A 26,320-nucleotide genomic window follows, 5' to 3' on the forward strand; every position below is an offset into this window, starting at 1 on the left:
GCCAAGCCTCAGACGGGATACAGCGACGGCGCCATCCCCAGTTCACGGCGAAACATGTCGCTGAAACTGCTCGGCGAATAACCCAGGGAACGGGCGATCGCGCTGACCGACTGGCCCTGGATCAACTCGGCCACGGCGGTGGCCAACTGCACCTGGCGGCGCCACTCGGCAAAGCCCATGCCCAGGCTGTTCTGGAACAGCCGGGCCAGGGTGCGTACGCTGGCGCCGGCGGCTTCGGCGTGCTGTTCAAAGGGAATGTCCAGGGACGGTGACGCCATCACCGCCTGGCAGGCGCTGGTCAGGCGTCGGTCGGCGCCCACGGGCAAGGCGATGCGGATCGGTGAGCGCCGGGCCCGTTGCAATTCCAGCAGGGCCAGGCCGACCACGGCCTCGTAATAGGCCTGGTCCCCCTTGTCGCCCTGCTCCACCAGCGCCACGATCAGTTCGCGCAGCAGCCCGCCGACCTCGATCACTTGCACCTGGCTGTCCAGGGTCGCTGCCAGCGCCGGGCGCAGGTAAATGTTGCGCATCTGCAAGTCCGACACCACGCGAATCCCATGCTCGACACCCGGCGGCAGCCACACCGCGCGCTGGGGCGGCACCACCAGCGCTTCCTGGGGTGTCTCGACCCACATCACGCCGCTCATGGCATACAGCAACTGGCCCCAATCGTGTTGATGGGGCTCGACATACAACCCACGCGGGTAGGTGCGCGCCAAGGGTTGCACGGGGACGGCGTGATCACTGAGGTCGGGAGGCGCGGCAAGGGCCATGGAAGACACATCGTTCAAGGATGGAACGCCATGATAAGACGTGAACCGGACAATCCGAGTGAATTTTTACTGCCTGCGCAGGGTCACTTAAAGACACAAGGAGGGTTTACGGATCCATGACTAACGCAAAACTTTTCGTGATCGACTACACGCTGCATGGCCAGCCCAAGTCATTCATCATCCGCCTGGAAAAACTCGACAACGCCGAAGCCTGGCATTGGGCGAGCTGCGACGCCGGCGTAGGCCGCATCGGGCGCTTTGCCCGTGAGCAGGTGAAGAAGACGAGCCAGCCCCAGGCCGAGAAATTCGGCATCGAAAACGTGCAATGGCGCCGCTCGGATGCGCGCCCCAGCGCGTGAAACAGTAGGAGCGAGCTTGCTCGCGAAGGTCGTTAACGATGACGCGGGGCACCTGGTGCCCCGCGTCGCTCTCGGGTGTTTCGCGAGCAAGCTCGCTCCTACAGAAGGCAGCCTGCGTTAGCCGTGCGCCGACTTGGCACACTCGCACCCGGTCGCCGAAGCACAAGGCTCGCCATGGGCATGATGCTCGGCGCAGCCTTGGCAGCAATAGCCCTTGCCATCCTTCATCACCGCGTTTTTCCCCAACTGGCAGTTGCAGTGGGGGCAGGCACATGTTTTCTCTTGCATGGTCAGACTCCTTTTTCGTGGTCGTCCAGGTGCGGCGAACGCCGACACCTCAAGCAATGACTATAGGCAACGATTCAAGGTTCAAAGGCCCGTCAGTCAGCCCGACGAGCGTTGCTGCGGTACATGAACACCAGGGCCAGCGCAAGGCACAGCATCGCCACGATGCGGCTGCCGGACAGTTCGATCGCCGGGTTGCCGAGCCAGCCGAAGTTATCGATCAGCATGCCCATGCCCAACTGCCCGACAATCACCGCCACCGTCGCCACTGCCGTGCCGACAATCGGGACCGCGCCGACCATCACCATCATGTACACCACCCCGAACAACGCCCCGGTCAGTTGCCACTTCGGCACGTCCAGCAGGCTGACCGCGTGGGCGGGCTCAAAGAACAGAATCAGCAACCCGGTACTGATCGCGCCCACGACAAAGGTCAGCAGGCTGCTGCGCAATACGCCCACCGCCTGCCCGAGGCGGCCATTGATGGCGGCCTGCACACTCAATACCGCACCGGCGGCCACTACCAATACCAACAACAGAAACAGGTTCATCGCCTTAACCTCGCGCAATCAGAACAAGTGCCACCACAATCAACGCCAGTGCAATCCAGCGCTCCACGTTGACCCGCTTGCGGGCAGTGCCAAACCAGCCGAAGTGGTCGATCAGCACGCTCTTGCCCACCTGGCCCGACAAGATCGCAATCATGGTCATCGCGATCCCGATATGCGGGGTCGCCAGGGTCAGCACCACCACGTACATCGGCCCCAGGAAGCCACCGATCAATTGCCAGCGCGGCAGGTCGGTCAACGCCGGACCCTTTTGCGGGCCGCTGAACAGCAACAGCAAAAACAGGATCGCCGAGCCGACGCCGAAGATGCTCAAGGTCGCCCACAAGTGGCCGACCTGCACACCCAGCGGGCCCAGCAAGCCGGCCTCCACCGACAAGCCCATGCCGGCGAAGATCACCAGCGGCAATAGCAACAACCGAAGAAACGTCTTGGGCTTGGCCTGAGCCACACCCGCCACTGAAGAAGCCTGCATACATCACCTGCGCGTTAGAGAGAGGAACAATGGCGCGTATTATCCGGTGGCACTGCTGTGCGATAAATGGGAGCATGCCGACAACACCTTTGCGCAATACGCACAGCATGGAGTGATGATGCAGGGTTTGAACGAACTGAGCTTCAAGGCGCTTCGCCTGTTTGTCGCGGTACTGGACTACGGCAGCTTTTCCGAAGTCGCACGCCGCGAAGGCCTGGCGCCCTCCTCCATTTCCCGGCAGGTCCAGTTGATGGAGCAGGCCCTGGGCCAACAGTTGCTGTACCGCCATACCCGTGCGGTCAGCCCTACCGAAGCCGGTCGCCTGCTGGGCCGGCATGCGCGATTGATGCTGGAGCAACTGGAAGCCGCCGGCCAGGCGCTGCAGGAACAGGAAAGCGAACCCAGCGGCCTGGTGCGCATCAATGCGCCGATGGTGTTTGGCCAACGCCACCTCTCGCCGTGGCTTGGGGAGCTGTGTCGGCGTTACCCGAAGCTGCAACTGGATATCCAGCAAACCGACACCTACGTCGACCCGTTGCAAGACGGCACAGACCTGCTGTTTCGCATCGGCGTGCTGAACGATTCCGGCATGCAGGCGCGAATCTTCGCCCCCCAGCGCTTTCGTCTCGCTGCCAGCCCCGGCTATCTGGAGCGTTTCGGTACGCCCCGGCATCCGGACGAACTGGTGAACCACCAGTGCCTGGCCTACAAGGGCGTCACCGGCCAGCAGCGCTGGTTCTTCCGCCGGGACCAGGGCGACTGGACGTCCTACAGCGTCAAGGGCCCGATCACCGGCAACCACGCCGACACCCTGACCCACGCTGCCGAACAAGGCCTGGGGCTGGTGGTGTTCCCGTCATGGTTGATCGGTGAAGGCCTGCGCGCCGGCACGCTGCAGGCGGTGCTCAGCGACTATGAAGTGGCGACGACCCTGGAGCCGCAACAGATTGCTGCGCTGTGGCCGGGTAGCCGGCGGCTGTCGTTGAAGGTGCGGACCGTGATTGATTACTTCGTCGAGTGTTTTGGGGCAGTGCCTTACTGGGACCGTTGAGCAACTGTGGGAAACTATTCGGCCCGCACTGTCGGCAAAAATCCCCCTTCAAGTAAGTCCGATCTGATTTTCCACAACACGGGTCAAAAACCGCTTGCACTCGGGCAGACTTCGAGGAATTCCTTCAGGAGAGACGTCATGGATGCCAGTCATTACCCGTTCGGAAACCTGCAATCGTCCCCGCAAAAATCACCCTCCGCCAGCAGTCGGTTGATCTTTGCCTGCTTACGAAATTTTGGCTATATTTGGCCAAAACCTCGAGAAGACCAAATGATTACCGTACCGTTGGGTGAAGCAAAAAATAATTTATCAAAACTGGTCGATGATGCCGCCGCCGGCCAAATCATCACCATAGCCAAGCATGGGCGCGCGATGGCTCGCCTTGTTCCTGTCGGGAAACCGACAGGCCGGCGAATCGGCGCGATGAAGGGCAAACTGGTGGTGCCGGATGACTTCGATGCGCCATTGCCAGACGACATGCTGGATGCGTTTGAGGGAAACCACCCATGAGAATACTGCTGGATACCCACATCCTGCTTTGGGCCCTGAGCGATGATCCAAAACTGCCAGCGAAGGCCAGAAAGCTGATCGAGAACGCGGCTGAAATTTACGTCAGTGCCGCCACATTCTGGGAGCTGGCGATAAAGGTCGGGCTCGGGAAGCTCAACGTAAACCTGGACGAAATTCGCGAATACTGCCTGGAAAGCGGCTACGTGGAACTGCCCATCACCTCGGAGCACGCCATCGCGGTCAAGGACCTTGAACACCATCACAGGGACCCGTTTGATCGGCTCATCATTGCAACGGCTATCATTGAGCCGATGAAGTTAGTGACAGCCGACCCGATGGTGGCGAAATACACATCATTGGCCGTTTTGACTTAATTCACTTCGCTCAAAACAACCACTGCCCGATCAGCCAGGCATTCGCCCCGCTGATCACCACAAACAAGCTCCAGGCCAGCAGCCGCGTAGGCAAGCTATTGACGAACGGCCCCATAAGGCGCTTGTCACCCGTCATGCGGATCAGCGGAAACAACGCAAACGGCAACTGCAGGCTCAACACCACCTGGCTGAGGATCAGCAGCTTGCCGATGGCATCATCCCCCATCAGCCACACCCCGAGGAACGCCGGGATCAACGCCAGGCCACGGGTGATCAGGCGTCGCTGCCAGCAGGGAATGCGCAGGTTGAGGTAGCCTTCCATGATCACTTGCCCGGCAATGGTGCCGGTGAACGTGGAGCTCTGGCCCGAAGCCAACAGCGCAACACCGAACAGCACGCTGGCGAACGCGCCACCCACCAGCGGGTCGAGCAAGTGATAGGCGTCCTGGATTTCCACCACATCGGTGTGGCCAGTCTGGTGGAACGCGGCGGCGGCCAGTATCAGGATTGCCGCGTTGACCAGCAGTGCCAGGGACAGGGAACCGATGGTATCGATACGCGCCAGTTTCACCGCGTCCTGGCGGCTGGCCAGGTCCTTGCCGACCAGCCGGGTTTGCACAATGGAGCTGTGCAGGTAGAGGTTATGGGGCATCACCGTGGCCCCCAGTATGCCAATGGCCAGGTACAACGGTGCGGCATCACTGATGGCGGACAACGACGGGGTGAAACCACGAAACACGTCGGGCCAGTAAGGCTTGATCAGCACCAGCTCGATGAAGAAACACACGCCGATGGTCGCCACCAGTGCCAGCATGATCGCTTCCAGCCGGCGGAAACCTCGATTTTGCAGGGCCAGGATCAGCAAGGTATCGAAGGCAGTGATGACAATCCCGGTGGTCAGTGACACGCCCAGCAACAGGTGAAACGCCAGGGCGCAGCCGAGGACTTCGGCGAGGTCGGTGGCGATGATCGAGATTTCCGCAAGGATCCACTGCACGAACGACGAGCGCCGGCTGTAGCGCTCGCGGCTCAGTTGCGCCAGGTCCTTGCCGGTGGCGATGCCCAGCCGTGAGCACAGGCACTGCACCGCCATCCCCGCCAGGCTCGCCAGCAGCACCACGAACAACAGGTTGTAGCCGTAGCGCGAACCGGCCTCGATGGCCGTTGCCCAGTTGCCCGGGTCCATATAGCCGATGGAGATCAGCAAGCCAGGGCCGGCAAACATCAGCGCACGTTTGAAAAACGAGGCACGGGGATCAACGACGATGGAGCCGGCGACTTCCGGCGGGCAGAACGGGGCGGTAGCGATTTTGGGCAGGCTGAATTTCACGCGGGGTACCAGGCTTTCACACAAGACGTGAACGCAGCTTATCAGTCAGACGCAACGGTACGCATCACCGTCTCCCGGGGCAGATCAAATGCCTCTACCACCTGGACCACCAGATCCATCTCCTGGTTCAGTGCTTCACGCTCCAGGCGCTCGCGAATCACCCCGATCACCAGCACCGCCAGGGTGGTGATGGAATACGCGGGGCCGGAAAACGCCCGCACGCCGGTCACCAGCAGCATCGCCGCCGCGAGCGCCTGCCCCACCACCGGAATGGCCGTGGCCGCGCCCCGGCGCAGGATAAACCCGGTCAACCCGGCCAGCGCGGTCCCGCTGAGGGCAGTGGTGGCTGAGCGCCCGACATCGAAACGATTGAAAAAACCCTGCTCCTTTTGTGCCGCAGCCTTCAACTCTGCCTCGAACACTTGGCGATCAGCCTGGCTGAGCTTGTCCTTGTATTGCTCGATCAGCCGCTCGGCAACCTGTAACTCCAGATCCGCCAGGGCCACTTTCTCGATCGGTTGATCAAACTTGATACCCACCCGCTGCGCCACGTCCTGGGCGATTTCGCGATAGCTCACGCCATGACCACGGGCCAGGTTCATAAAGGTGTCGCCGCCCATGCGCTGCAACTCGATGGCCAGCTTCAAGGGCTCGCGCACGGTGGCGTCGATAGAGGCACTGCGCTTTTGCGCCATCAGCTCGGCGAAAAACTGCAATTCCTCCGGCCGCGCCTGCACCAGCAGCGGGAACAGCTCGACATCCTCTTGCGCAAAGCGCACTTCGCTGCTGCGTTGATCGGCGCGGATCATGCCCCGGCGTTCCTGCAGCAGGTCGGTGTACTGCACCACCGTCTTCAGTTGCGGCCAATACGCGGCGTGGTCGAACGTGGCCAGGTGCACGTTGGCGACCTTGGCCTTGAGCGCCGGTGTCAGCGGGATCGCATAACGACCGATGCAGCGCTCGGTGTCCGGCTTGAGCGCCAGCGCCCAATCCTTGCTCGAGTGGCAGTTGATCACCCGACCGCTGAGCGGCGCCGAGACCAGGTCCCAGGGGCTGGAGGTACAAATCGCACCGCCCATCAGCAGCAGGTTGTTCAGCGGCAACTCACGGGCCACCTCAGGGCTGGCCAGCAGGCTCTTGACCAGGATCCGCGCGCCCAGGGAGTGGCCGATCAGGTTGATCTGCCGCACCTTGATCGACTCGCCATGGAGGTAGTTGGCCAATTCGGGCAGCAGGCTTTTGGCGACCTCATCCACCCGCGCCTCGACGCTTTTGTAGTGGTCGAGGAAATAGGCAATCGCCTTGCCCACCCCGATGGTTGCGGCACCCAGGCTACCGCCACCCAGCATCGAGGTAATCACATCCTTGAACGGCGCAAACAGGTTTTCCAGGAAATGCCCTGCCGGCCAGAACAGCATCAGGTTGGTGGAGCCTTCGATGGTTGCCAGTTGCCGGGAGAAACTACCCAGTTGTTGCTGGTTGAAGAACGCCGAATAACCATGCACGTAGAGATTGAGCACATCCCCCTGGGGCTCGCCACACAACACAAACGTGGGCTTGCGGGTGCGGTGCATTTCATCCCACTGGTGTTGCATGTGACGGTGACTCCTGGCGACGACGGAGGGCGATAGTAACAAAGGGCGGGCTACGGGAATGTGAAAAACTGATACTCGGACTATCCACATCCCTGCACAGTGATGACAAGAAACGCGGATTTTGTTCGCAGATTCAGTCCATTAACCTTTGTCGGGTCAACCACTGAAACCGAGGAACACCATGAGCAAGCCCGAGTTTTTCATCACACCCGGTTACGGCGACATTGCACGCGAGACCCTGCATTACACCCAGGCGGTAAAAATCGGCAACCGCGTCGAAACCTCGGGCCAGGGCGGCTGGGATGACGAGTTCCAGATTCCCGAATCCCTCACCGACGAGATCGCCCTGGCCTTTCAAAACCTCGAACGCACCCTGGCGGCAGCCGGCGCCGGCTGGGAGCATGTGGTACACGTCAATTCCTACCACGTGGGAGGTTTCCCGCCGGAGGTGAACGAGCAGATGGTCAAGTGGTACCGCCATTACATGCCCAATCACGCCCCCATCTGGACTGAGCTGGGAGTAGAAGCCCTGGGGCTGCCGGCAATGCGCATTGAAATCCGCGTGACAGCGATTATTGCCTGACGCCGAACCGCTCGATCACCCAGTCGATAAACACCTTCAGCCGGGCGTTCTGATGGCGATTGGGTGGATAGATGATGTGCAAGGGCGTGGCGGGCCGGGTCCAGTCTTCGAGTACCGGGACTAACTGGCCTGCCTCTACGTAGTAGTCAACGATGGTCTTGAAATGCTGCCCGACGCCCAGGCCGGCGAGCAGCATTTCCTTGAGGCCGTTGCCTTCGTTGGTGGAAAACGCGCAGTTGCCTACCTCATACCGAGTCGCGCCCTTCTCGAAAATCAACGGCTCCGGCTTACCCGACCCGGCAAAGAAATACCCCGCCTTGAGGTGGTTCTTCTCGAGGTCTTCGGGAGACACGGGCGTACCCATGCGCTCCAAGTAACCGGGCGCCGCGCACGTGACGTACTCGAGGTCGACAACCTTGCGGGCGATCATTGCCATGTCATCGAGCTTGCCAGCGCGCAGCACGCAATCCACACCCTCCCCCACGATATTCACGGCGCGGTCGCTGATGCCCAGGGCGATGGTGATCTCAGGGTACTCACGATGAAAATCCACCAGCGCCGGGATCAGCAGGCAATTGGCAAAGGACGCCGGCGCATCCACTTTCAGGTGGCCGCCGGGCTTGAGCTTCTGCCCGCGCAGGGCATTGTCCAGTTCATCGAGTTCCGCCACCAGGCACAGCGCGTGGCTGTAGTACTCCAACCCCTCCGGCGTCGCCGCCAGCGCACGGGTGGTGCGATGCATCAACTTGACGCCAAGGTGCTTCTCCAGGTCCGTGATGAGTTTACTGACGGTGGAACGCGGCAGTGCCAGTTGGTCGGATGCGCGGCTGAAGGAGCCGGTTTCGACGACACGGACGAAGGCACGCATGGCGAGGAGCTGGTTCACGTTGATGTCCGATGAGGGCAAGAATGGCGAGTATTGTCCATTAAGCTGCACAATGACGACAGGCATTCAGCGAACAAAAAAGCCCGGCGCATGGCCGGGCTTTTGACGGAGCGGATGACTCAGTGGGCAAAGTTCTCGATCTTTACCTGGCCATCAGGAAACGTAGCGACAATCTCCAGTTCTCCTCCCATGGCGCGAATGTAGTTACGCAGCGTGCTGATATACATGTCGGTGCGCCGCTCCATTTTGGACACTGCCGCCTGATTGATATTCAGCGCCTTGGCCAGCGTATCCTGGCTCATCTGTTGCGCCTTGCGCAGTTCATGCAGGGGCATTTCTTTCAGGTGTTGCTGGAAGATGCGCTCTGCATCGGCCCGGGCTTGCGGTGTCATGCGAGCCTGCAGCTCACTGAATTTTTTAGCCATGGTGACGGCCCTCTTTAAGCAGTGTTTCCAAATATTCGTCATACAACTTCTCAGCCAGCGGGACGTATTCGTCATACCACCGGCCTCGACCGGTTTTATCCCCGCCAATCAGCAACAAGGCACACCGGCGCGGATCAAATGCATACAGAACGCGGTAAGGCCGCCCGGCATGTTGCACCCGCAACTCTCGCAGGCAGCCATGCCTGGAGCCCTTGATGTCACTGCTGTGGGGGAAGCCAAGGCCTGGCCCCAGAAGGCCCAGTAAATCCACACTGGCCGATACTGAGGATTGCTCCTTTGCATCCAGACCGCCCCACCAGATTCCAAACTCGTCCGTGTATTCAACGTCCCAACTCATGCAAATATGCCATCCATGGAATATAAACTCAAGGGCATAACTGTAGGAGTTCCTGGCGTGTACAGGCTTCCGTTTGTCCCGGAAAAGTGTTTGTAGATTATTCCCGCACAATGCTCAGCCCATAAAAAACCACCCTTTCGCGCGGCTGAAGACACGACCACAGCGCCGGCACCACGGATGATGCCGACCGCCACGTGCATAAAACTCATTGAAATAAATGGTATTAATAGTTTGGAGAGTGCCGCGAAGGAACCGGACGACATCCAATGAACCCGGAGGCGAAGGCCTTGGGACCTGCAAAGCAAGCTCGCTCCTACAGTAAAACCTGTTGATTCAGCAAAACGATCCCGGAGTCCCCAATGCCCCATGAAGGCAACCTGTTACAAGCGGCCGTTGTATTCCTGCTCGCTGCCGTCCTGACCGTGCCCCTGGCCAAGCGCCTGCAACTGGGTGCCGTGCTGGGTTACTTGCTGGCCGGAGTGATCATCGGCCCATCGGTGCTGGGCCTGGTGGGCAACCCGCAAAGCGTCAGCCAGTTTTCCGAACTTGGGGTGGTATTGCTGCTGTTCATCATTGGCCTGGAGTTGTCACCGAAGCGTCTGTGGGTGATGCGCAAGGCAGTGTTCGGTGTAGGCCTGGCGCAGGTGTTGCTGACGGGCACCGTGATCGGCGTGGTCGCGCTGTTCGTGTTTGGCCAATCATGGAACAGCGCGATTGTGCTGGGCCTTGGCCTGGCGCTCTCCTCCACCGCGTTTGGCCTGCAAAGCCTCGCCGAGCGCAAGGAACTCAACCAGCCCCACGGGCGACTGGCCTTTGCGATTCTGTTGTTCCAGGACATCGCCGCCATCCCGTTGATCGCCATGGTGCCGCTGCTCGCGGGCAGCGATCATCCCGCCACCACCTCCCAGGGCCTGCGACACGGCCTGGAAGTACTGGGCAGCATCGCCGTGGTGATCATCGGCGGGCGCTATCTGTTGCGGCCGGTGTTTCGCATCGTCGCCAAGACCGGCCTGCGGGAGGTCTCCACCGCCACCGCGTTGCTGGTGGTGATCGGCACCGCATGGCTGATGGAATTGGTGGGCGTATCCATGGCCCTCGGCGCCTTCCTCGCCGGGTTGCTGCTGGCAGACTCCGAATACCGGCATGAGCTGGAATCGCAGATCGAACCGTTCAAGGGCCTGCTGCTGGGTCTGTTTTTTATCAGCGTGGGCATGGGCGCCAATATCAGCCTGCTGTTCAGCGCGCCGGTGATCGTGCTGGGGCTGACCCTGCTGCTGATCGCCATCAAGTTGCCGCTGCTGTTTTGCGTGGGTCGCCTGGCAGGCGGCCTGAACCCTGAAAGCGCGCTGCGCCTGGGCGTGGTGCTGGCAGCCGGTGGTGAGTTCGCATTCGTGGTGTTCAAGATCGGCCGCGACCAAGGCCTGTTCGAGCCGCACCTCTACGACATCCTGGTGTTGACCATCACCCTGTCCATGGCCGTGACGCCATTGCTGCTGTTGCTCTGCCCGAAGCTGTTCAAGCCCAAGGCCAAGCCGGTGGAAGTGCCCGAGGAATACCGTGCCATCGAAAGCGATGCGCCACGGGTGGTGATCGCCGGGATGGGCCGCATGGGGCAGATCGTGGCGCGGATCCTGCGGGCACAGAACATCTCGTTCATTGCCCTCGACACCTCAGTGGAAACCATCGAACTGACCCGCAGTTTCGGCGGCATGCCGGTGTTCTACGGCGACCCGCAGCGCCCGGAAATCCTTCACGCAGCGAAAGTCGACCAGGCCGAGTTTTTCGTGATCGCCATGGACGACCCCGAGATCAACATCAAGACCGCCGCGCTGGTACGCAGCCTCTACCCGCACATGAAGATCATCGCCCGCGCCCGTAACCGCCAGCATGTGCACCGCCTGGTGGACCTCGACGCGTCACCGGTGCGCGAGACGTTTTACTCCAGCCTGGAAATGAGCCGCCGCACCCTGGTGGGCCTTGGCTTGACCCAGGCCCAGGCCGACGCGCGCATCAGCCGCTTCAAAAACCATGACCTGCAATTGCTGGCGGCCCAACACGCCGTGTATGACGACGCGGCCAAGGTGATGCAGTCTGCCCAGGAAGCCCGGACGGAACTGGCACGGCTGTTTGAGATGGACCGGATCGAGGAAGAGTCCGACAAGGTGTAGGGATGGAGATGAACGATCTTGCGAGTTTTCTGACAGAATACGGCGCAATTTCGTTCATCCCTGGAGAGCTTCATGGCCACCCTCAGCAAGACCGCAGCCCTCTTGGCCCTAGCGCTGGCCGCCGGCTTCGGCGCCAGCCAAGTCCTCGCCGCCAGCAAGCCAGCGGCGCAGAAGACCGCCACCCAGACCATCTCCACCCTGGATGGCAAGTTCAGCTTCAACCTGCCCAAGTCCTACCTGGCCGACCCACTGCCGGCCGGTGATGCCGAGCACGGCACCGCAGGCGCCAGCGGCACGATGTACAGTGACCAGGCCACCAAAAGCGTGATCTTCGTCGTCGAAAAACCGAGTGTCGCCGGCCTGATCAAGGACAACGACCCGCAGTTCCTCGACGGTGCCGTGGCGGATTTCGTCAAGGAACAAAGCGCCGCCCTGCCGGACTTCAAGAAAGGCGCCGAGAAGAAACTCACCGTGAAAGGCCTGGCCCTGCGCCAGGTCGACAGCACCGCGACCATGGGCGGTGGCAAGACACTGAGTTCCACCTTCCTGACGGGCGCTGGCAGCCACCAATTGGTGGTGCAGGCCATTTCCCGGGCGGATGATGAAGCCGGTCATGCACTGTTGGTGAAGCAAATTATCGGCGGTAAATAACCCGATTTATCTGGCAATGAAAATCCAATGTGGGAGCGGGCTTGCTCGCGAATGCGGTGGGTCAGTTAATACATGTGCTGACTGAAATACCGCCTTCGCGAGCAAGCCCGCTCCCACATTTTTTATCGCGTCCACATCGCAGGACTCAGCGCAGGCTCTTTTCCAGCCACTGCTTCAAGTCCAGCAACTCCGCCTCACCGACGGTATGAATCATCCCCGGGTAGCCGTGGAATTCCGGGGTGAGGCCAATCCCCTGCAATACCTCGTTGGCCCGCGTTGCCGAGTAGTACGGCAGCGCCTGGTCCAGCGTCCCGTGACCGATGAAAATCGCCAGCTTGCCCAGTGGCGCATCCGGCTTGAGTTCGGCCTTGAGTACCGGCAGCAGGCTGCCGCTCAACGCCGCAATCCCGCGCAGGGTTTCGGGATGTCTTAACCCGACTTCGTACGACATGATCGCACCCTGGCTGAACCCCACCAGAAACACCCGCTCAGGTTGGGTGTGGTACTTGGTGGTGGCCTGGGCGACGAAGGCTTCGATCAGCTTGGCGCTGCTCTGCAGGTCGGCGGTCTCGCCATCAAAATCGCCATCGCCCGGCTTCTTGCGAAACCAGCGATAACCACCGCCCTCCACCGGCATCGGTGCCCGTGCAGACAGGTAGGTCCAGGTCGACGGCAAGCGGTCCTTGAGCCCGAACAGGTCGGCCTCGTCACTGCCATAACCGTGCAGGAAGATCACCAGCGGCTCGTTGCGGGCATCGCTTTGGGTCTGTTCCAGGTAAGGCAGCGGCAGGTCGGTGTGCAATACGTCTTCGGCCTGTGCGGCGCCGGTAAACAGCGCCACCGTCAGGGCAATCAGTTTGAGCATGAGCATCAACCTCTAGGGTTTGCGCAACAAATAGGTATCCATGATCCAGCCATTGGCCTGGCGCGCCGCCTTGCGCACACGTTCAATCTCTTCGGCAACCTCGGCCACTTTGCCGCTGATCAGGATTTCATCCGGTGTGCCCAGGTAGGCGCCCCAGTAGATATCCAGGTCCTGATCGGCCACGGTGCGGTAGGAATCTTCGGCATCGAGCATGACAACCAGGGTGTCGGCATCACTCGCCTGCCCCGCCGCCAACCGGCGCCCGGTGGTGATTTCGATGGAGCGACCGATGCGGTTCAGCGGCACTTTGTGCTGCGCCGCCAAGGCCTGGACGCTGGTGATCCCGGGGATCACTTCAAATTCGAATTCGCAGCTGCCGCTGGCAAGGATCGCCTGCAGGATACGAATGGTGCTGTCGTACAGTGCGGGGTCGCCCCAGGCCAGGAATGCGCCCACTTCGCCGTCGGCCATTTCTTCATTGATCATCCGTTCGAAGGTCTGCTGCTTGTCGCGGTTCAGGTCCTTCACGGCGGTGGTGTAGTCGATATCGCCACGCACCCGCTCGGGGCAATCGGCCTCGACAAAGCGGTAGGCGTGATCGGTGATGTAGGTCTCGCAGATTTCCCGGCGCAGGTCGATCAGCTTGTCCTTGCTCTGGCCCTTGTCCATCAGGAAAAACACGTCGGTGCGGTTGAGCGCCTTGACCGCCTGCATCGTGATGTAGTCAGGGTTGCCGGCGCCAATGCCGATGATCAGGATGCGTTTCATGGGAAAGTCTTCATGGGGGGTCTCGGTGCGGGGAACGGATTTTGCCATGTTCGGGACGTCAGGCGTGAGTTTCCAGGCGCAGGCGCCAACGCCCATTGAAGCGCAACTCGGTGGATGACAGCGGTTCCACGTCGATCAGGTTGAACATGGCGGGTGGGCATTGCATGACATGCAGCAGCGCTGCGCGGATCACAAATGGATGCGTCACCGCCACGACATGCCCCGGGGATTGCTCGAGGGACTGCAACCACTGCCCTATCCGCTCACACAGTTGCACTACCGACTCGCCGCCGTGGGGCGCCGAGGTGCTGTCGGTCAACCAGGCCTGAAGCGCTTCGGGTTCGGCCTGCTGAACCTCCTCGATCGCCAACCCTTGCCAGCGGCCAAAATCACAATCGCGCAGGGCTGTTTCAACCAAAGCATCGTCGGCAAACAGCGCCGCCGTCTGCCGGGTACGCGCCTCCGGGCCGCACAGCACCCGGGGTGCACGCTTGAAGCGTTGCGCCTGGGAACGCGCCGCCTGCTGCCAGTCCATCTCCACCGACTCATCCAGCGCAAAGCGTGCCTGTTTCTGGGCACGGGTGCTGGCGTGGGCAACAAGGGTCAAACGGGTGGCCTGCATGACAAATCGCTCTGGTTTTAAGGTGCAGTCAGCGTAGACTTGCGAAGTTGTTTCAACATGTTTCAACTATTCTGCAACAGGAAGCCGGTTCAATGCCGGCGCGGTCGCGCCACTGTATTCGGCCTTTTAGCCGTAAGCCAGACCCTGTTTCAGCCAACTCGCTATCCATTTCGGGACGCGTCATCCCTGGAGGTTCTCATGGCTTATACCGCTGCAACTGGCTCCGACGTTTCAATACCGTCCATTCCCCTGGGCGAAATCCTGCCCTGGGCGATCTTCGGCGGCCTGCTGCTGTTGCTCGCGATTTACTTCGTCGGCGCCGAGCAAGGCGCGACGGCCGTGTTCAAAGGCATGTACGTGCATGAGTTTGTGCATGACGGTCGCCACCTGCTGGGTTTCCCCTGCCATTGATTGGAGCGTGACGACATGACAGGGCATTTACTCGTTCGCGGGATGCTGGTGGGCCTGCTCGCCGGCATCCTGGCCTTCGGCTTCGCCAAGACCTTTGGTGAGCCGCAGATCGACAAGGCCATCGCCTTCGAAGATCAGATGGCACAGATGCACGGCGACGCGCCGGAAGAAGAACTGGTGAGCCGCGAAGTACAAAGCACCTTCGGCCTGTTCACCGGCGTGGTGGTGTACAGCGTCTCCCTGGGTGGCATTTTCGCCCTGGTGTTCGCCTACTCCCTGGGCCGCATCGGCAAGGTCGGCCCCCGTGGCTTGGCAGCGCTGCTGGCATTGGCGGCGTTTGTGACGATCATCGTGGTGCCGGGGCTGAAGTATCCGGCCAACCCGCCATCGGTGGGCGACCCCGCCACCATCGCGCAACGCACCAAGCTGTTCTTCCTGATGCTGCTGGTGTCGGTGGCGGCTGCGGTGATTGGGATCAACGCGGCGCGCAAGCTGATTGCCAGCCGTGGCCTATGGGCAGGCGCGATCCTCGGTGTGGCGCTGTATATCGTGATCGTGTCGGTGGCCGGCAGCTTGTTCCCGACCATCAACGAAGTGCCGGAACAGTTCTCGGCAGTGTTGCTGTGGAAATTCCGCGTGGCCTCCCTGGGGATTCAACTGGTGCTGTGGACCACCCTGGGCCTGGTGTTCGGCGCCGTGGCCGAGCGCAAACTGAGCCAGCCTCGGGCGCGTCTCAACTCCTGACGGTACAGGTAGCCGCCGACACATCGGCGGCTACCGGCATTCACACCCCGGGCCGCGCCAGGTAGAACACCTCGTAGCCATTGCCCGGATGGTTCACATCCAGCGCCTTGCCCGACAAGGTAATTCGCACCAGCTTCCACGCCTGCACATCCAGCGCCAGAAACACCGCGAAGTTATCGCTGCTGTCCGCGAGCTGCTGGTTGCGGGCCTTTTCTGCGGCGAGGATTTGCCCGCGGTCCGCCCCCGGCGCCAGCGCCCACTCCTCCCGATACAGGCTCAAGGCGTCTTGCGCCGGACCTCGCTGCACATCCAGCGGTAACCAGGACTCAATGTGCGGCTGGCCAAAACTGTCGAGGACCTTCTGGAAGCGCTCGCCGAGCAAGAAATCCGCAGCCTGCAAAGGATCCGACCACAGATAAACCGACGAATACAGGTTACCCACCCCCGGCCCCTGCCCTCGCTCCTGGGCGATAAACGCCTTAAACAGCAAACCCTCGGCATGATCCCACAACGGCCCCAGGCGAGCGGCCCGCTCACGGATGACACCCATGTCGTAATCGGCTGGCAAGCGGTGTGAATACTGTTTGGCAAACATCATGGCGCTCCTGTTCAGATGAGTGCCCAGCTTGCGCAGTGCCCATGATTTCAGCAAGATATCACCAGATATAGGTGTGATAAGGAACTGAAATGAGCGACACACTCAAGCCGCTGGATATCGACACCGTGCACGCCTTCGTCCTGGTCGCCGATTTCGCCAGCTTCACCCGCGCGGCCCAGGCACTGGACACCTCGCAGGCAGCCATCAGCCTCAAGCTCAAGCGCCTGGAAGAACGCCTCGGTTATCGCCTGCTGGTGCGTACACCGCGGCATGTGCGTCTGTCGCCCCAGGGCGAGCAGTTCATCGTCGCCGCCCGCGCATTGCTCAATGCCCACGAACGGGCGTTGGGTGACATGGGCAATGGCGCCCCGCGACGGTTGGTGATCGGCATCAGCGACCACGTGGCCGGGCCGGACCTGCCACTGTGGCTCAGCCGCCTGGCCGCCTATGACCCGCTGGTGATCCTGGAGGTGCGGATTGCATCGTCCCGCGACCTGGTGGCGGCGTTCGACCGCAACGAACTGGACGCGGTGATCGTGCGCAACGAAGGCGATCGCCAGGACGGTGAGGTATTGGTGGTGGAGCGCTTTGGCTGGTTCGCCGCGCCTACCTGGCAGCACACGCCCGGCACGCCCCTGCGCATGGCAACCATGGCCTCGCCCTGCGGCGTGCGACACCTGGCGGTACGCGCGCTGGATGAGGCGCGGATTGACTGGACCGAAGTGTTTGTCGGCGGCGGCGTAATGGCGGTGGGTGCGGCAGTCAGCGCCGGCCTGGGTGTGGCGGCGCTGGCCCGGCGAGTGGCGCCGGCGGGCGCCGTGGACGTCAGCGAACAGTACGGATTACCGGCATTGCCCGTCAGTGAAATCGTGCTGCATAGCCGCATCAGCGACGGCCGCTCCCGCGAGACATTGCGGGCGTTGAGCGCAACCTTCAGAGGGGTTCTGGAGCGTTAGATTGCATCTGGGTATACCGCCCGCGCACGAACCGCTCCAGTTCATCGCCCGGCAGCGCCTTGCTGAAGTACCAGCCCTGGATGATCAGCTCCGAGCCCGACTGCAAAAACGCCAGTTGCTCGGCGGTTTCCACGCCCTCCACCACCACCCCGAGGTTCAACGCCTCACAGAACCGCAGCATCCCGGTCAACACCTGGGCGCCCTTTGGATCATGCTGGGCGACCACGAAACTGCGATCGATCTTGATGAAATCCACGGGGAACTGGTGCAGGTAACTCAGCGCTGAAAATCCGGTGCCGAAGTCGTCGATATACACCTTGGCACCAATCGCCTGGAGCTTCTCGATCATCTGCCGCGTGCCCTGGATATCGCCCACCAGCGCATCCTCGGTGATCTCCACCGAAACCTGCCCGTGGGCCTGGGCCAGTATCTCCACCAGCCGATCACCATACGCCGGGGTAGTCAGCGTGGCGCTGGAGATATTGATCGTCATCGGCAACGTAAACCCGACCTTCTGCCACTTCTGGTACTGGCGCACAGCCTGGGATGCCACCCACACATCCACGTCGGGCATCAACCTGGCATGGGCCAGCCATTGCAGGAACTCCCAGGGTGAATGCACCGTACCTTCGGCGTCCCGGGCCCGCATCAACGCTTCGCAACCGGTGCATAGCCCGGTCCGGGTGGAAATCTGCGGCTGGAATTCGAGGTAGAACTCGTAGTCGCTGATCTGCTGGATATGGCTCAACTCGCTGACCTGGCGCGCCTGGGCCTTGTGGGACGCCATCACCGGGTCCAGCTCCAGCAAGCGGCCTTTTTCTTCCAGGCCGCGAAAGGTCATGTCCAGCGACTTCAAATACACCGTGCCGCCCTCCGTGGCCTGGCGGTTGATCGCGCGCACATAGGGCGCATAGATCAGCATGCCAACCCCCAGCAACACCACCTGCAGCAACACTGCCGCGAGATCGCCGTGGGTGCTCAGGTAGGCGTTGAGCAACACCGGCGCGGTAAATGGCACGCTCACCACCGCAGGCGACACCCAGCCAATCTGCACCACCATCAACGCCAGTATCACGTTGAACGCCGGGACCACCAGAAAGGGAATGAACAGCCGCGGGTTAAGAATGATCGGCAAGCCAAACAACAGCACTTCACTGACATTGAACAATGACAACGGCAGGCTCGCCATCGCCACCAATCGCATGGACCGGCTTTTGGAAAACAGCAGGATCGCCAGCAGCAGGCACAGGGCACCACCCGAACCGCCGATAAACGCGAAACTACCCAGCAAGCCGCCATTCAGTAGATATTTGACCGGCTCGCCCGCGGCCACCGCCGCATTATTGAGCCCGACCGCCTGGTCCAGCACATCAAAAAACGGCTGCATGGCGTAGACCCCATGGATCCCGAAAAACCACAGCAGCGAATTCATCAGGGTCACAAACAGGCCGCTGCCATAGGGCGTCTCCAGTGCATCGAGCACCTGCGGCCCCTGAAGCTGTGCCACCTGCGGAATCTGCAACAGCAACGACAGCACGAGCACCAGCCCGAGCGCCGTGATCGCCCCCGGCACCACCATATTGAGGGTGCCCTTGAGGTTGTGCCCCACCAGGTCTTCGTTGATCAACCGCGTCCAGCGACGCCGATGCAGCCAGGCGATGGCGGGCACATTGATCAGCGGTGAGGCGATGGCGATGAACAACACGAAGGTCGCCGAGGCTCGGGGAAAATCCCGCAGCACAAACGTGGCGATCACTACATGGGCCAGGCACAGGAACGCTACCGGGAGTTGCGGCAGGCGGTGCTGGATCGCGAGCATGTAACCGATGGAGGCTGCCACCAGCAGCGGGATCACCGAGCTGATCTGGTTGTGCAACCCCGCCAGGAAGGCCACCACCTGAGGGTCGAAACCCAGCACTCGGGCGCATTCGGACAGGATCAGGAAACCGGCCGATACCAGCAGGCACGGCAGGATCCACAACAGCCCCTCGCGTATGGCCCGCAACGACTCGGTACTGGCGAGGGCCGCCAGCCGCTGGGTGAAGAAAAGCTTGAACAGCGTTTGCGCCATCACCTGTCCCTCGGTCCCTGATGCCAGGGTCGCAAAATAACACCTGGCTGTCGCCTTATCACGGGGTAACGCTACACGCCCTGACACCGCAAGCGAAAGGCTTTTGCCGCCCCTGGCGCATTTATTCAGAATCACCGCAGGGGCTTGCTGCTTGTCGATTGGCTCGGGTTGGCCCATCCTTTGGCACACTGGTTGTCGTAAAAAACGACGCACCCCTCGAACGGACTCGACTGATGCTGCGATTCACTCCCCTCATGGCCTGTGCGCTGCTTGGGCTGACCAGCCCGTTGGCCGGCGCCGCCACCCCGACCTTCGCCGATGCCCAGGCCAGCGACCCGGCAAGGCTGCAATGGATGGTCGGCGCACCGCCGCCGGCCGACCGCACCGTACGCTTTGAAGACGGCAGCTATTTCCGCTTCCCGGCGATGCGCTGGAGTGTCGCCAACTTTCGCCAATTGATGCCCACGGTGAACGTCTCCCGCGGGCTCGGCGCACCGCTGGCATTGCCACGCAAACTCGACCCGGCACTCGATGCAATCCCCGTGCAGCCAGTGGGTGCAGCCCAGCCGCTGACCTGGCGCCAGGCCCTGGACGCCACCTACACCGATGGCATCGTGGTGATGCATCGCGGCACGGTGGTTTATGAGCGTTATTTCGGGGTGCTCAAGGAGGATGGGCAACACGCGGCCATGTCGGTCACCAAATCGGTGATCGGTACCCTGGGCGCGATGCTGGTGGCCGATGGCACCCTGAACCCACAGAAAAAGATCGTCGACTATGTGCCCGAACTCGGCCGTTCGGCCTTTGGCAGCGCCACCTTGCGCCAGGTGCTGGACATGACCACCGCCCTGGACTACAGCGAAGATTATGCCGACCCCAACGCCGAAGTCTGGGCCCACGCTCAGGCCGGCAACCCGCTGCCCAAACCCAAGGACTACACCGGGCCGCGCAGCTACTACGAGTTCCTGCAAACGGTTAAGCAGCGCGGCGAACACGGGCGTGCCTTCGGCTACAAGACCGTCAATACCGACGTACTCGGCTGGGTGATTGCCCGCGCGACCGGGCGCAATGTCGCGCAACTGCTCAGCGAACGCATCTGGAGTCGGCTTGGCGCCGAACAGGACGCCTACTTCACCGTTGACTCCATCGGCACACCCTTCGCCGGTGGCGGCCTGAACACCGGGCTGCGGGACCTGGCCCGGTTTGCCGAGATGCTGCGCAACGGCGGGCGCTTCAATGGCCAGCAGATCGTGCCCGAAAACGTGGTGACGGATATTCGCCAGGGCGGCGACAAGCAGGCGTTCGCCCAGGCCGGCTACGCTCAATTGAAGGGCTGGAGCTATCGCAACATGTGGTGGGTAACCCACAATCCCGACGGCGCCTTCATGGCCCGCGGGGTGCATGGCCAGAGCATCTACATCGACCCCAAGGCCGAAATGGTGATTGTTCGCTATGCCTCCCACCCGGTGGCCGGCAACGCCGCCAATGATGGGGTGACCTTGCCCGCCTATGCAGCCATGGCGGCTTTTTTAATGTCCAAGCCACACTGACCGTCTCTCTTACCGTGGAGTAAACCTTTGTCCCAACCCGGCGAAAACCACCAGCTAGCCCTGGACCGATTCTTGAGTGAACACCCGGCCCTGGCCGCGGAACTGAATACATTGAACCCCCTGGCGGCCCAGGCCAAAGGGGAAACCATGGAGCAGTACCGCGCCGAGCGCCTGCATGAAGCCTTCGAGGCAGAAGCCGAGCAACAGGGCTTGTTCGCCTGGGAACTGACGCTGAAATTGACGGCGCATTCCCCGGCGGAGTTCGAGGCGCAACGCCTTGAGGTGCACAAGGAGGTGGCGCAAATGGCAGGCCTGAGTTGGTTCGAGTATTGCCAGCTGCACGACTTGCCCGTCTAGAACCAGCGGCCCAGGCCCTTCCTGCGATCAGCGAGCACCGCGCGTAATTCATCAAGGGTAACGGCCCTGCGTTCAGGGTCAGCCGTCAACGCCGTACGCAATACAGGCCAGCAATGACGAGGCAGTTGCCTGGGCCGGGCCGGCCTGTCACTGGCGTGGCGCCGGCCTTGTGCCAATTCGTACAACACACAGGCCACTGCATACAGGTCGGCGCTGGCCGACAGTGCTCCGCCAGCCAGCAACTCCGGCGCGGCGTACGCGGGCGTCCAGGCATTGAAGCGGCTGCGACTCAAGCCTGGAGAACCCGCCGGGGCCTGCCCGCAAGCCTCGCCCAGACCGAAATCGAACAAGCGCAACCCGCCGTCTCCCACCATGACATTGGCGGGTTTCACATCCCCGTGCAGCACACCCTGCTGATGGCTATGGCGCAACGCGTCGAGCAATTGCATGGCGATGCCTTGCAGCGCTTGCCAGGGTAAACCGCCGGGGCACTCCAGCAGCAACCGGTCCAGAGTCATGCCCTGGAGCAGTTCCATGGTAAAGAATGCGATCTGGCCGGGAGCATCCACTTCAAATGAATACACACGCACCACCTGCTCATGCCGCAGGCTGCGGGTCAGGGCAAACTCGTTGTACAGCAACACGTGGGCATCCGCAGACTCGCGGATGGCTTCGCCCAACACCTTGATCGCGACACTGGAGCAGGGTTCGCCAAACTGTTCGTGCAGCAGGTCCCGCGCACGATAGACCACGCCCATGCCGCCTGCGCCCAACACGCGCTCGATCAGGTATCGCCCGGCCAGCAACTCGGGGGCTCCGTCGCGCGGTGGGTTTACCGGGGCCTTGGCAAAGGCAAAGTGGGTCAGGTCGCGCATGACTGCACCACCACAGCGGTCAGGTTGTCGCCGGCCGTGCCGCGCAAGACACCTGCAAACAGCTGGTCCAGGACACGTTGCGGATTTCCCTGGCTCAAGGCCTGGCCTAACTCAGAGTGGCTAAGCGCCTGGTACAGGCCGTCGCTGCACAACAGAAACACATCCCCTGCCAAGGTACCGAGTTCCAGGACCTGCGGGCTCAGTGGTGCCCGCGAGCCGATGGCCCGGGTCAAGGCCCGTGCGTCTGGATGGGCCCTGGCCTGTTCCGGGCTCACCTGCTGGTCAATCAATTGCTCACACAGCGAGTGGTCTCGCGACAGCTGGTACAGCGTCTGCCCGCGCCACAGATAGCAACGACTGTCACCGGCCCAGACACACGCAGCGCGATCGCCCTGAAGCAACAACGCCACGACCGTGCTTCCCATGATGGCCTCGGCGCCATCGGAGGCCAGCGTCAATTCATCGCCCAGCCGCCGGTTGAGCCATTGCAGGCAACGACGGGTCGCCTCGACGCGTTCATCCAGGCTGCCCTGGCCGGGCAATGACGCCAGGCCATCGACCACCAGCTGGCTGGCGATATCCCCCGCCTGATGCCCGCCCATCCCGTCCGCCACGGCCCAGCAGCGCGTCCCGGGGCAATCGAGAAAGGCATCCTCGTTGCGTAAACGGACCTTTCCACGGTCTGTGCGACCGGCGCTGTGCCAGCGGTCGCGAGGTTGGCTCACAACTGCTCCGGCAGGCGAAAAGTTCGCCACTGCGCCATCTGGAATGGATTGGGTGTGCGTCGGCTGGTCAGCAGGTAGTTGGCGCGCAAGCCTGCCAGGTCAGCCTTGAGGATCAGCTCATCCTGCCCGCTGGAGGGTTCGCTCTGCATCAAGTCGAACAAGCGAAACAGGGACCAGGCCCCGGTATTTTTTTCGAGCCCCAACGCCCGCTCGCTGCCCCGCTCCAGCACCAGGCTGCTGCGACCATTCTCAGCCTCGGCTGGCCATTGCATCGCCATGGGGACAATCGGCCCGTGCCGGTACTCCATCTGCTGGCCACCCAAACGCAAGACCGCACGACTCACCGACGGGTCCAGGCTATAGGGTGCGAGCGTGAAACGAACCTGCAAGTCCCCCGGCTCATCCGCAAAAAAACCGCGCCTGATCACCTGCACCTTCGCCTGCTGGTCGAGCAACGCCCGAGACATCGGCAAGCTGCGCCCATCCAGGCTACGCAGCCTGTAGCGCCCGGAATCACCGCTGACAAAAGGCTTCAGATAGCTGTCAAAGAATCGCGCCATGATCCCCTCAGGCTTGAAAAACTCCTGGAAGTCGTTGAGGGAAACGTCGCTGCTGGCGTGGGCATTGAACGGGAAACGCAGCTTGATCGCCCTGCTGTAGAAACCATATACCTCGCTCTGATAACGCTGGTTCACATGCCGATAGGCCTGGTCGAGCAGGCGGCGCCAATGCTCGTCGGCCAGGCTTTCGAACCAGCCCGCCAGCGGCAGCGGCAAACGCGCGGCCACGTTGCGCAGGTTACTCAGCGCATCCTGTTGCCCCTGGATCCGCCGCTTGACCATCTCGAACGCGACCGGCTCCGGCGCGCCTTCGCGATTCAAGCTCGCCAACTGCAGGTGCAAGTCGTTGAGCGCCTGTAACACGCCGGTCAACTCGGCCCCCGGGCTCTCCTGGCTGTCCAGCAACTGGTGCAAGGGCTCGAAGCGGCGCTGCATGGCTCGCCGTGCGCTGTCGGGCAAGGCATTGACCAGCCCGGCGGCGGTCGGCAACCGCTCTGCCGCAGGCCCAGGCAGCTTGGCAGCCAGCTCGTCGAGGCGCTCACTGGCCGACGGCAGGCGCGTGTGGTCACGAACCTGCTGCAACAACTGCAACAACGGCGACTGGGCCGACGTCAAGCTGGCGAGCTGCTCGGCGCCTTGCCTGGAGTTTTCAGTTTCACGCAGGCCAACCTGCCCAAGCGCCTCGCTCCAGGCATCGGCATACTCGCTGAAGTAGCGTTGTTCAAGCTCCACCATCAACCGTTGCAAATCCATGGCGCTCAGGTCGGCGCCCTCTCCCAGCACCCAGTTGTCCTGGACGATGGTATTCACCAGCCGCGCGCCCTGCGCTTCAAAATGCCGTTGGTACGTGCGGGTATAAAACCCCGGAATGGAACGCTCGCCCCCCTCAAACACCCGCCCGTGTGCAAGGCGCAACGGTTCAAGGCCGCGAGCTTGTTCGCGCAGCACCCGGTACACCACGTCAACCAGCGATTCGCCCCGCAACACGTGGCGCGCGCGGGCCACCAGCTCGTCATCGAGCGGCTGCACGAACGGCTGCTCAAGCAAGCGCGCGAAATGTTCATTCAACCGGTTTTGCACGGAGGGCTCACCGGCAAACCGTACAGACCAATGCCCCGCCACCCGCTCACGCAGCCAGCCGACATCCCGCCGCTCCCGCAGGTTGAGCATCAGGTACGCCCGGAGGTTATCCAGCAGCCGCTCACGATCTTCCAGGCTGCCGCGAACCTGTTCCTGCAGCATCTCGCTGACCTGGGACAGCAACAGCCGGCCCAAGGCACGCTCGTAGGCCTGCTCCAGCACCGGCCGGCTGATACTGCCCTGATACAACCCCATCCGCTCAACCAGCCTGGCTTCGCCCGGCAAGGGGAAAATCCGCGTGGCCGCCAGGCGGCTGTCCAGCAGCGGCAGGAGTGCCTGGGTAGCGTCTGACCCAGGCTGCACGGGTGCGGGCTGTCGTGCCAGCGCCTGCAGTTGCTCCAGACGTTGATGATTGGAGGAGTAACTGTGGGTCCACAGCAAGCCCGCCGCCACGACGACCACTAGTGCGCCCAGGGCCAGCCCCCCCTGGTGCCGGCGGATTCGACGGCGCTCCTGGCTATCGAGGTCCGCCAGGTCGGCTTGCGCCAGAATCACCCGGCTGAACAAGCCCTGGATAAAGTGCGAACGTGGTTCAAGTGCCTGTGGGCCACCGTCGGCGCTGGTCAAGTAGAAACCACGAAAGCCGTTAGTGTGCTGATAACGCGGGCCGCAAAAAGCAACGTCGATATAGAGGCTCAGGCGCTCGCCAATCCGGGCCGCCTGATGGGGAAAGTCGAGCATCCGTCCGCGCAGATCACTGTTGCGTTCCTGGTGCAGGCGCTGCACAAGCTCACCGCTCAAGCGCTGCAGCAGTGCTTCAAACGCCTGTCGTACCTGGGCAATGCCAATACCCGCTTTGCCTGGGACGATAGATTCGCCCAACACCGCATCACTGCCTTCGCCCAACGGCCGGTCGAAGAACTCCGCAAACCCCGGCAGGCGGTCGGCCTGGGTCACCACCAGGTAGATCGGCACCTCCACATGCAACGTCTGGCGGATCTCCAGCAACCGACTCTGGACTGCCCGCGCCTCATTCTCCAGCTCACGCTCGCTGCCATGGAGCAATGTGTCCGTTGACAGCGCCACCACCACACCGTTGAGCGGGCGTGTCCGGCGCCGCACCTTGAGCAGCTCCAGCAGCGTCGACCAACCCGCGCCATCGACCTGGCTGTCAGGCTGGGTAAGGTAGCGGCCGGCGACGTCGAGCAACACGCCGTCCTCGGCGAAATGCCAGTTACAGTCCCGCGTGGCACCGCCCTGCGTCGCTACCGACGCGCCCTGATCCTGGAGCAACTGCAAGCCACTGGCGGCCAACATCCGGGACTTGCCACTGCCTTCCTTGCCGATCAGCAAATACCAGGGCAATGCATTACGCCAACGCGGGCTGCGTTCACCATAAATCCGGGAGTGTTTCAGGGTGTACAAAGCGTCCTTGAAGCGACCGCGCAGGTGCCGCTGCTCGTTTTCAACCTGGCCTTTGCGCGGGCGTGGTTCGCCGTCATCGACGGTTGATTGCCGGGCCATACTGCGCCAATTGGCATACACCATCGCCAGGCCCCACAACAAAAACAGCCCGCTGATTGTCAGCAAGCGCGATGCCGCCGCTTGCCAGAATCGATAGTCGTCGACAGCCAGCAGTGGCCCGAAGAACCACACGGTCATTGCGACCGCGAGCACCAGCAGCAGGCTCCAGACCCAAACCCTGCCCAGCACGGCGCCCGCGCTCCTGAAGAATGCGTTCATGCGTTG

At 62.0% G+C, this 26,320-nt stretch carries 29 protein-coding genes and 1 riboswitch; of the genes, 12 read left to right on the forward strand and 17 right to left on the reverse strand.

All coding sequences use genetic code 11. The annotated features are described in order from the left end of the window. Positions 1-8: 8 nt before the first annotated feature. Positions 9-773 carry a helix-turn-helix domain-containing protein gene (locus HX811_RS22235; RefSeq protein WP_177047511.1) on the reverse strand — a complete coding sequence of 255 codons (765 nt, stop codon included), beginning with the start codon at positions 771-773 and terminating at the stop codon, positions 9-11. 116 nt (positions 774-889) lie between these two features. Between HX811_RS22235 and HX811_RS22240 the strand changes: the two genes are divergently transcribed. Beyond that, complete coding sequence (locus HX811_RS22240; RefSeq protein WP_003208104.1) at positions 890-1,132, forward strand: DUF6555 family protein; 243 nt, start codon at positions 890-892, stop codon at positions 1,130-1,132. Positions 1,133-1,249: 117 nt separating this feature from the next. Here the strand turns inward: HX811_RS22240 and HX811_RS22245 are convergent, their stop codons facing one another. The 3 genes from HX811_RS22245 to HX811_RS22255 form a co-directional block, all read right to left on the reverse strand. Further along, positions 1,250-1,420, reverse strand: coding sequence for a metallothionein (locus HX811_RS22245; RefSeq protein WP_008437063.1), 171 nt, complete (start codon positions 1,418-1,420; stop codon positions 1,250-1,252). 92 nt (positions 1,421-1,512) lie between these two features. Continuing rightward, positions 1,513-1,968 carry a DMT family transporter gene (locus tag HX811_RS22250; protein ID WP_008437062.1) on the reverse strand — a complete coding sequence of 152 codons (456 nt, stop codon included), beginning with the start codon at positions 1,966-1,968 and terminating at the stop codon, positions 1,513-1,515. Positions 1,969-1,972: 4 nt separating this feature from the next. After that, positions 1,973-2,458 carry a DMT family transporter gene (locus tag HX811_RS22255; RefSeq protein ID WP_008437061.1) on the reverse strand — a complete coding sequence of 162 codons (486 nt, stop codon included), beginning with the start codon at positions 2,456-2,458 and terminating at the stop codon, positions 1,973-1,975. A gap of 118 nt (positions 2,459-2,576) precedes the next feature. Between HX811_RS22255 and HX811_RS22260 the strand changes: the two genes are divergently transcribed. The 3 genes from HX811_RS22260 to HX811_RS22270 all read left to right on the forward strand — a co-directional run bounded on the left by HX811_RS22260 (position 2,577) and on the right by HX811_RS22270 (position 4,393). Further along, the gene (locus tag HX811_RS22260) at positions 2,577-3,509 is read left to right on the forward strand and encodes a LysR family transcriptional regulator (RefSeq protein ID WP_023658922.1); all 933 of its coding nucleotides are present in this window, start codon (positions 2,577-2,579) and stop codon (positions 3,507-3,509) included. Positions 3,510-3,647: 138 nt separating this feature from the next. Next, entirely contained in the window at positions 3,648-4,019 is a 372-nt protein-coding gene (locus HX811_RS32070) for a type II toxin-antitoxin system Phd/YefM family antitoxin (RefSeq protein ID WP_003208094.1), read from the forward strand. Then, complete coding sequence (locus HX811_RS22270; RefSeq protein WP_003208092.1) at positions 4,016-4,393, forward strand: type II toxin-antitoxin system VapC family toxin; 378 nt, start codon at positions 4,016-4,018, stop codon at positions 4,391-4,393. Before HX811_RS32070 ends, HX811_RS22270 begins: the two co-directional genes overlap by 4 nt. Before the next feature lie 10 nt (positions 4,394-4,403). Here the strand turns inward: HX811_RS22270 and HX811_RS22275 are convergent, their stop codons facing one another. After that, positions 4,404-5,723: an Nramp family divalent metal transporter gene (locus HX811_RS22275; protein ID WP_087694160.1), complete on the reverse strand. Its 1,320-nt coding sequence runs from the start codon at positions 5,721-5,723 to the stop codon at positions 4,404-4,406. A gap of 41 nt (positions 5,724-5,764) precedes the next feature. Then, on the reverse strand, positions 5,765-7,318 hold the full coding sequence (locus HX811_RS22280) for a DUF726 domain-containing protein (protein WP_177047428.1): 1,554 nt from the start codon (positions 7,316-7,318) through the stop codon (positions 5,765-5,767). Between the two features lie 181 nt (positions 7,319-7,499). On the opposite strand from HX811_RS22280, the gene HX811_RS22285 reads away from it, so the two are divergent. Beyond that, a complete protein-coding gene (locus HX811_RS22285) occupies positions 7,500-7,901 on the forward strand; it encodes a RidA family protein (RefSeq protein WP_003208087.1) in 402 nt (133 codons plus the stop codon). Here the strand turns inward: HX811_RS22285 and HX811_RS22290 are convergent. From HX811_RS22290 to HX811_RS22300, 3 genes are all read right to left on the reverse strand, one after another. After that, positions 7,891-8,787 carry a LysR family transcriptional regulator gene (locus HX811_RS22290; RefSeq protein WP_256579771.1) on the reverse strand — a complete coding sequence of 299 codons (897 nt, stop codon included), beginning with the start codon at positions 8,785-8,787 and terminating at the stop codon, positions 7,891-7,893. The genes HX811_RS22285 and HX811_RS22290 overlap by 11 nt on opposite strands. Before the next feature lie 119 nt (positions 8,788-8,906). Beyond that, positions 8,907-9,212 (reverse strand): XRE family transcriptional regulator, encoded by a 306-nt coding sequence (locus HX811_RS22295; RefSeq protein ID WP_003208085.1) that lies wholly within the window; start codon positions 9,210-9,212, stop codon positions 8,907-8,909. Beyond that, positions 9,205-9,570, reverse strand: a complete 366-nt coding sequence (locus tag HX811_RS22300) for a type II toxin-antitoxin system RelE/ParE family toxin (protein ID WP_177047430.1) — start codon at positions 9,568-9,570, stop codon at positions 9,205-9,207. The genes HX811_RS22295 and HX811_RS22300 overlap by 8 nt, the downstream gene beginning before the upstream one ends. Before the next feature lie 359 nt (positions 9,571-9,929). Between HX811_RS22300 and HX811_RS22305 the strand changes: the two genes are divergently transcribed. Together HX811_RS22305 and HX811_RS22310 are read left to right on the forward strand one after the other, a co-directional pair. Further along, positions 9,930-11,738, forward strand: a complete 1,809-nt coding sequence (locus HX811_RS22305; RefSeq protein ID WP_102604789.1) for a monovalent cation:proton antiporter-2 (CPA2) family protein — start codon at positions 9,930-9,932, stop codon at positions 11,736-11,738. A 72-nt stretch (positions 11,739-11,810) separates the two neighbouring features. Further along, positions 11,811-12,389 (forward strand): hypothetical protein, encoded by a 579-nt coding sequence (locus tag HX811_RS22310; RefSeq protein WP_177047432.1) that lies wholly within the window; start codon positions 11,811-11,813, stop codon positions 12,387-12,389. A gap of 145 nt (positions 12,390-12,534) precedes the next feature. On the opposite strand, the gene HX811_RS22315 is transcribed toward HX811_RS22310, so the two are convergent. Genes HX811_RS22315 through HX811_RS22325 form a run of 3 tightly spaced genes read right to left on the reverse strand, consistent with a single transcriptional unit; the run spans position 12,535 to position 14,644 of the window. Further along, the gene (locus tag HX811_RS22315) at positions 12,535-13,254 is read right to left on the reverse strand and encodes an alpha/beta hydrolase (RefSeq protein WP_003208077.1); all 720 of its coding nucleotides are present in this window, start codon (positions 13,252-13,254) and stop codon (positions 12,535-12,537) included. Positions 13,255-13,266: 12 nt separating this feature from the next. Continuing rightward, positions 13,267-14,022, reverse strand: a complete 756-nt coding sequence (gene cobF, locus HX811_RS22320) for a precorrin-6A synthase (deacetylating) (protein ID WP_003208076.1) — start codon at positions 14,020-14,022, stop codon at positions 13,267-13,269. Positions 14,023-14,080: 58 nt separating this feature from the next. Beyond that, a complete protein-coding gene (locus tag HX811_RS22325; protein WP_177047434.1) occupies positions 14,081-14,644 on the reverse strand; it encodes a histidine phosphatase family protein in 564 nt (187 codons plus the stop codon). A gap of 27 nt (positions 14,645-14,671) precedes the next feature. Continuing rightward, a riboswitch (cobalamin riboswitch) is annotated at positions 14,672-14,811 on the forward strand. Positions 14,812-14,842: 31 nt separating this feature from the next. On the opposite strand from HX811_RS22325, the gene HX811_RS22330 reads away from it, so the two are divergent. Both HX811_RS22330 and HX811_RS22335 read left to right on the forward strand, forming a co-directional pair. Continuing rightward, positions 14,843-15,055: a CbtB domain-containing protein gene (locus tag HX811_RS22330; RefSeq protein WP_003208073.1), complete on the forward strand. Its 213-nt coding sequence runs from the start codon at positions 14,843-14,845 to the stop codon at positions 15,053-15,055. Positions 15,056-15,070: 15 nt separating this feature from the next. Beyond that, positions 15,071-15,799: a CbtA family protein gene (locus HX811_RS22335; RefSeq protein WP_177047436.1), complete on the forward strand. Its 729-nt coding sequence runs from the start codon at positions 15,071-15,073 to the stop codon at positions 15,797-15,799. Positions 15,800-15,839: 40 nt separating this feature from the next. On the opposite strand, the gene HX811_RS22340 is transcribed toward HX811_RS22335, so the two are convergent. Further along, positions 15,840-16,394 carry a DUF4865 family protein gene (locus tag HX811_RS22340; RefSeq protein ID WP_177008281.1) on the reverse strand — a complete coding sequence of 185 codons (555 nt, stop codon included), beginning with the start codon at positions 16,392-16,394 and terminating at the stop codon, positions 15,840-15,842. A gap of 92 nt (positions 16,395-16,486) precedes the next feature. Between HX811_RS22340 and HX811_RS22345 the strand changes: the two genes are divergently transcribed. Next, the gene (locus HX811_RS22345; RefSeq protein WP_177047438.1) at positions 16,487-17,353 is read left to right on the forward strand and encodes a LysR family transcriptional regulator; all 867 of its coding nucleotides are present in this window, start codon (positions 16,487-16,489) and stop codon (positions 17,351-17,353) included. On the opposite strand, the gene HX811_RS22350 is transcribed toward HX811_RS22345, so the two are convergent. Then, complete coding sequence (locus HX811_RS22350) at positions 17,331-19,424, reverse strand: EAL domain-containing protein (protein WP_102604784.1); 2,094 nt, start codon at positions 19,422-19,424, stop codon at positions 17,331-17,333. The genes HX811_RS22345 and HX811_RS22350 overlap by 23 nt on opposite strands. A gap of 254 nt (positions 19,425-19,678) precedes the next feature. Between HX811_RS22350 and HX811_RS22355 the strand changes: the two genes are divergently transcribed. Beyond that, positions 19,679-20,974 carry a serine hydrolase domain-containing protein gene (locus tag HX811_RS22355; protein ID WP_371132454.1) on the forward strand — a complete coding sequence of 432 codons (1,296 nt, stop codon included), beginning with the start codon at positions 19,679-19,681 and terminating at the stop codon, positions 20,972-20,974. A gap of 27 nt (positions 20,975-21,001) precedes the next feature. Beyond that, complete coding sequence (locus HX811_RS22360) at positions 21,002-21,331, forward strand: DUF6388 family protein (protein WP_087694170.1); 330 nt, start codon at positions 21,002-21,004, stop codon at positions 21,329-21,331. On the opposite strand, the gene HX811_RS22365 is transcribed toward HX811_RS22360, so the two are convergent. Genes HX811_RS22365 through tssM form a run of 3 tightly spaced genes read right to left on the reverse strand, consistent with a single transcriptional unit; the run spans position 21,328 to position 26,314 of the window. Continuing rightward, entirely contained in the window at positions 21,328-22,206 is an 879-nt protein-coding gene (locus HX811_RS22365; protein ID WP_177008247.1) for a serine/threonine-protein kinase, read from the reverse strand. The two genes, HX811_RS22360 and HX811_RS22365, sit on opposite strands and share 4 nt — an antisense overlap. Then, positions 22,194-22,931 carry a PP2C family serine/threonine-protein phosphatase gene (locus tag HX811_RS22370; protein ID WP_177047442.1) on the reverse strand — a complete coding sequence of 246 codons (738 nt, stop codon included), beginning with the start codon at positions 22,929-22,931 and terminating at the stop codon, positions 22,194-22,196. The genes HX811_RS22365 and HX811_RS22370 overlap by 13 nt, the downstream gene beginning before the upstream one ends. Continuing rightward, positions 22,928-26,314 (reverse strand): type VI secretion system membrane subunit TssM, encoded by a 3,387-nt coding sequence (tssM, locus tag HX811_RS22375; protein ID WP_177047450.1) that lies wholly within the window; start codon positions 26,312-26,314, stop codon positions 22,928-22,930. The genes HX811_RS22370 and tssM overlap by 4 nt, the downstream gene beginning before the upstream one ends. Between the last annotated feature and the right edge of the window lie 6 nt (positions 26,315-26,320).

It is taken from the genome of Pseudomonas sp. F8002 (assembly GCF_013385495.1).
In the GTDB taxonomy this organism is placed as follows: Bacteria; Pseudomonadota; Gammaproteobacteria; order Pseudomonadales; family Pseudomonadaceae; genus Aquipseudomonas.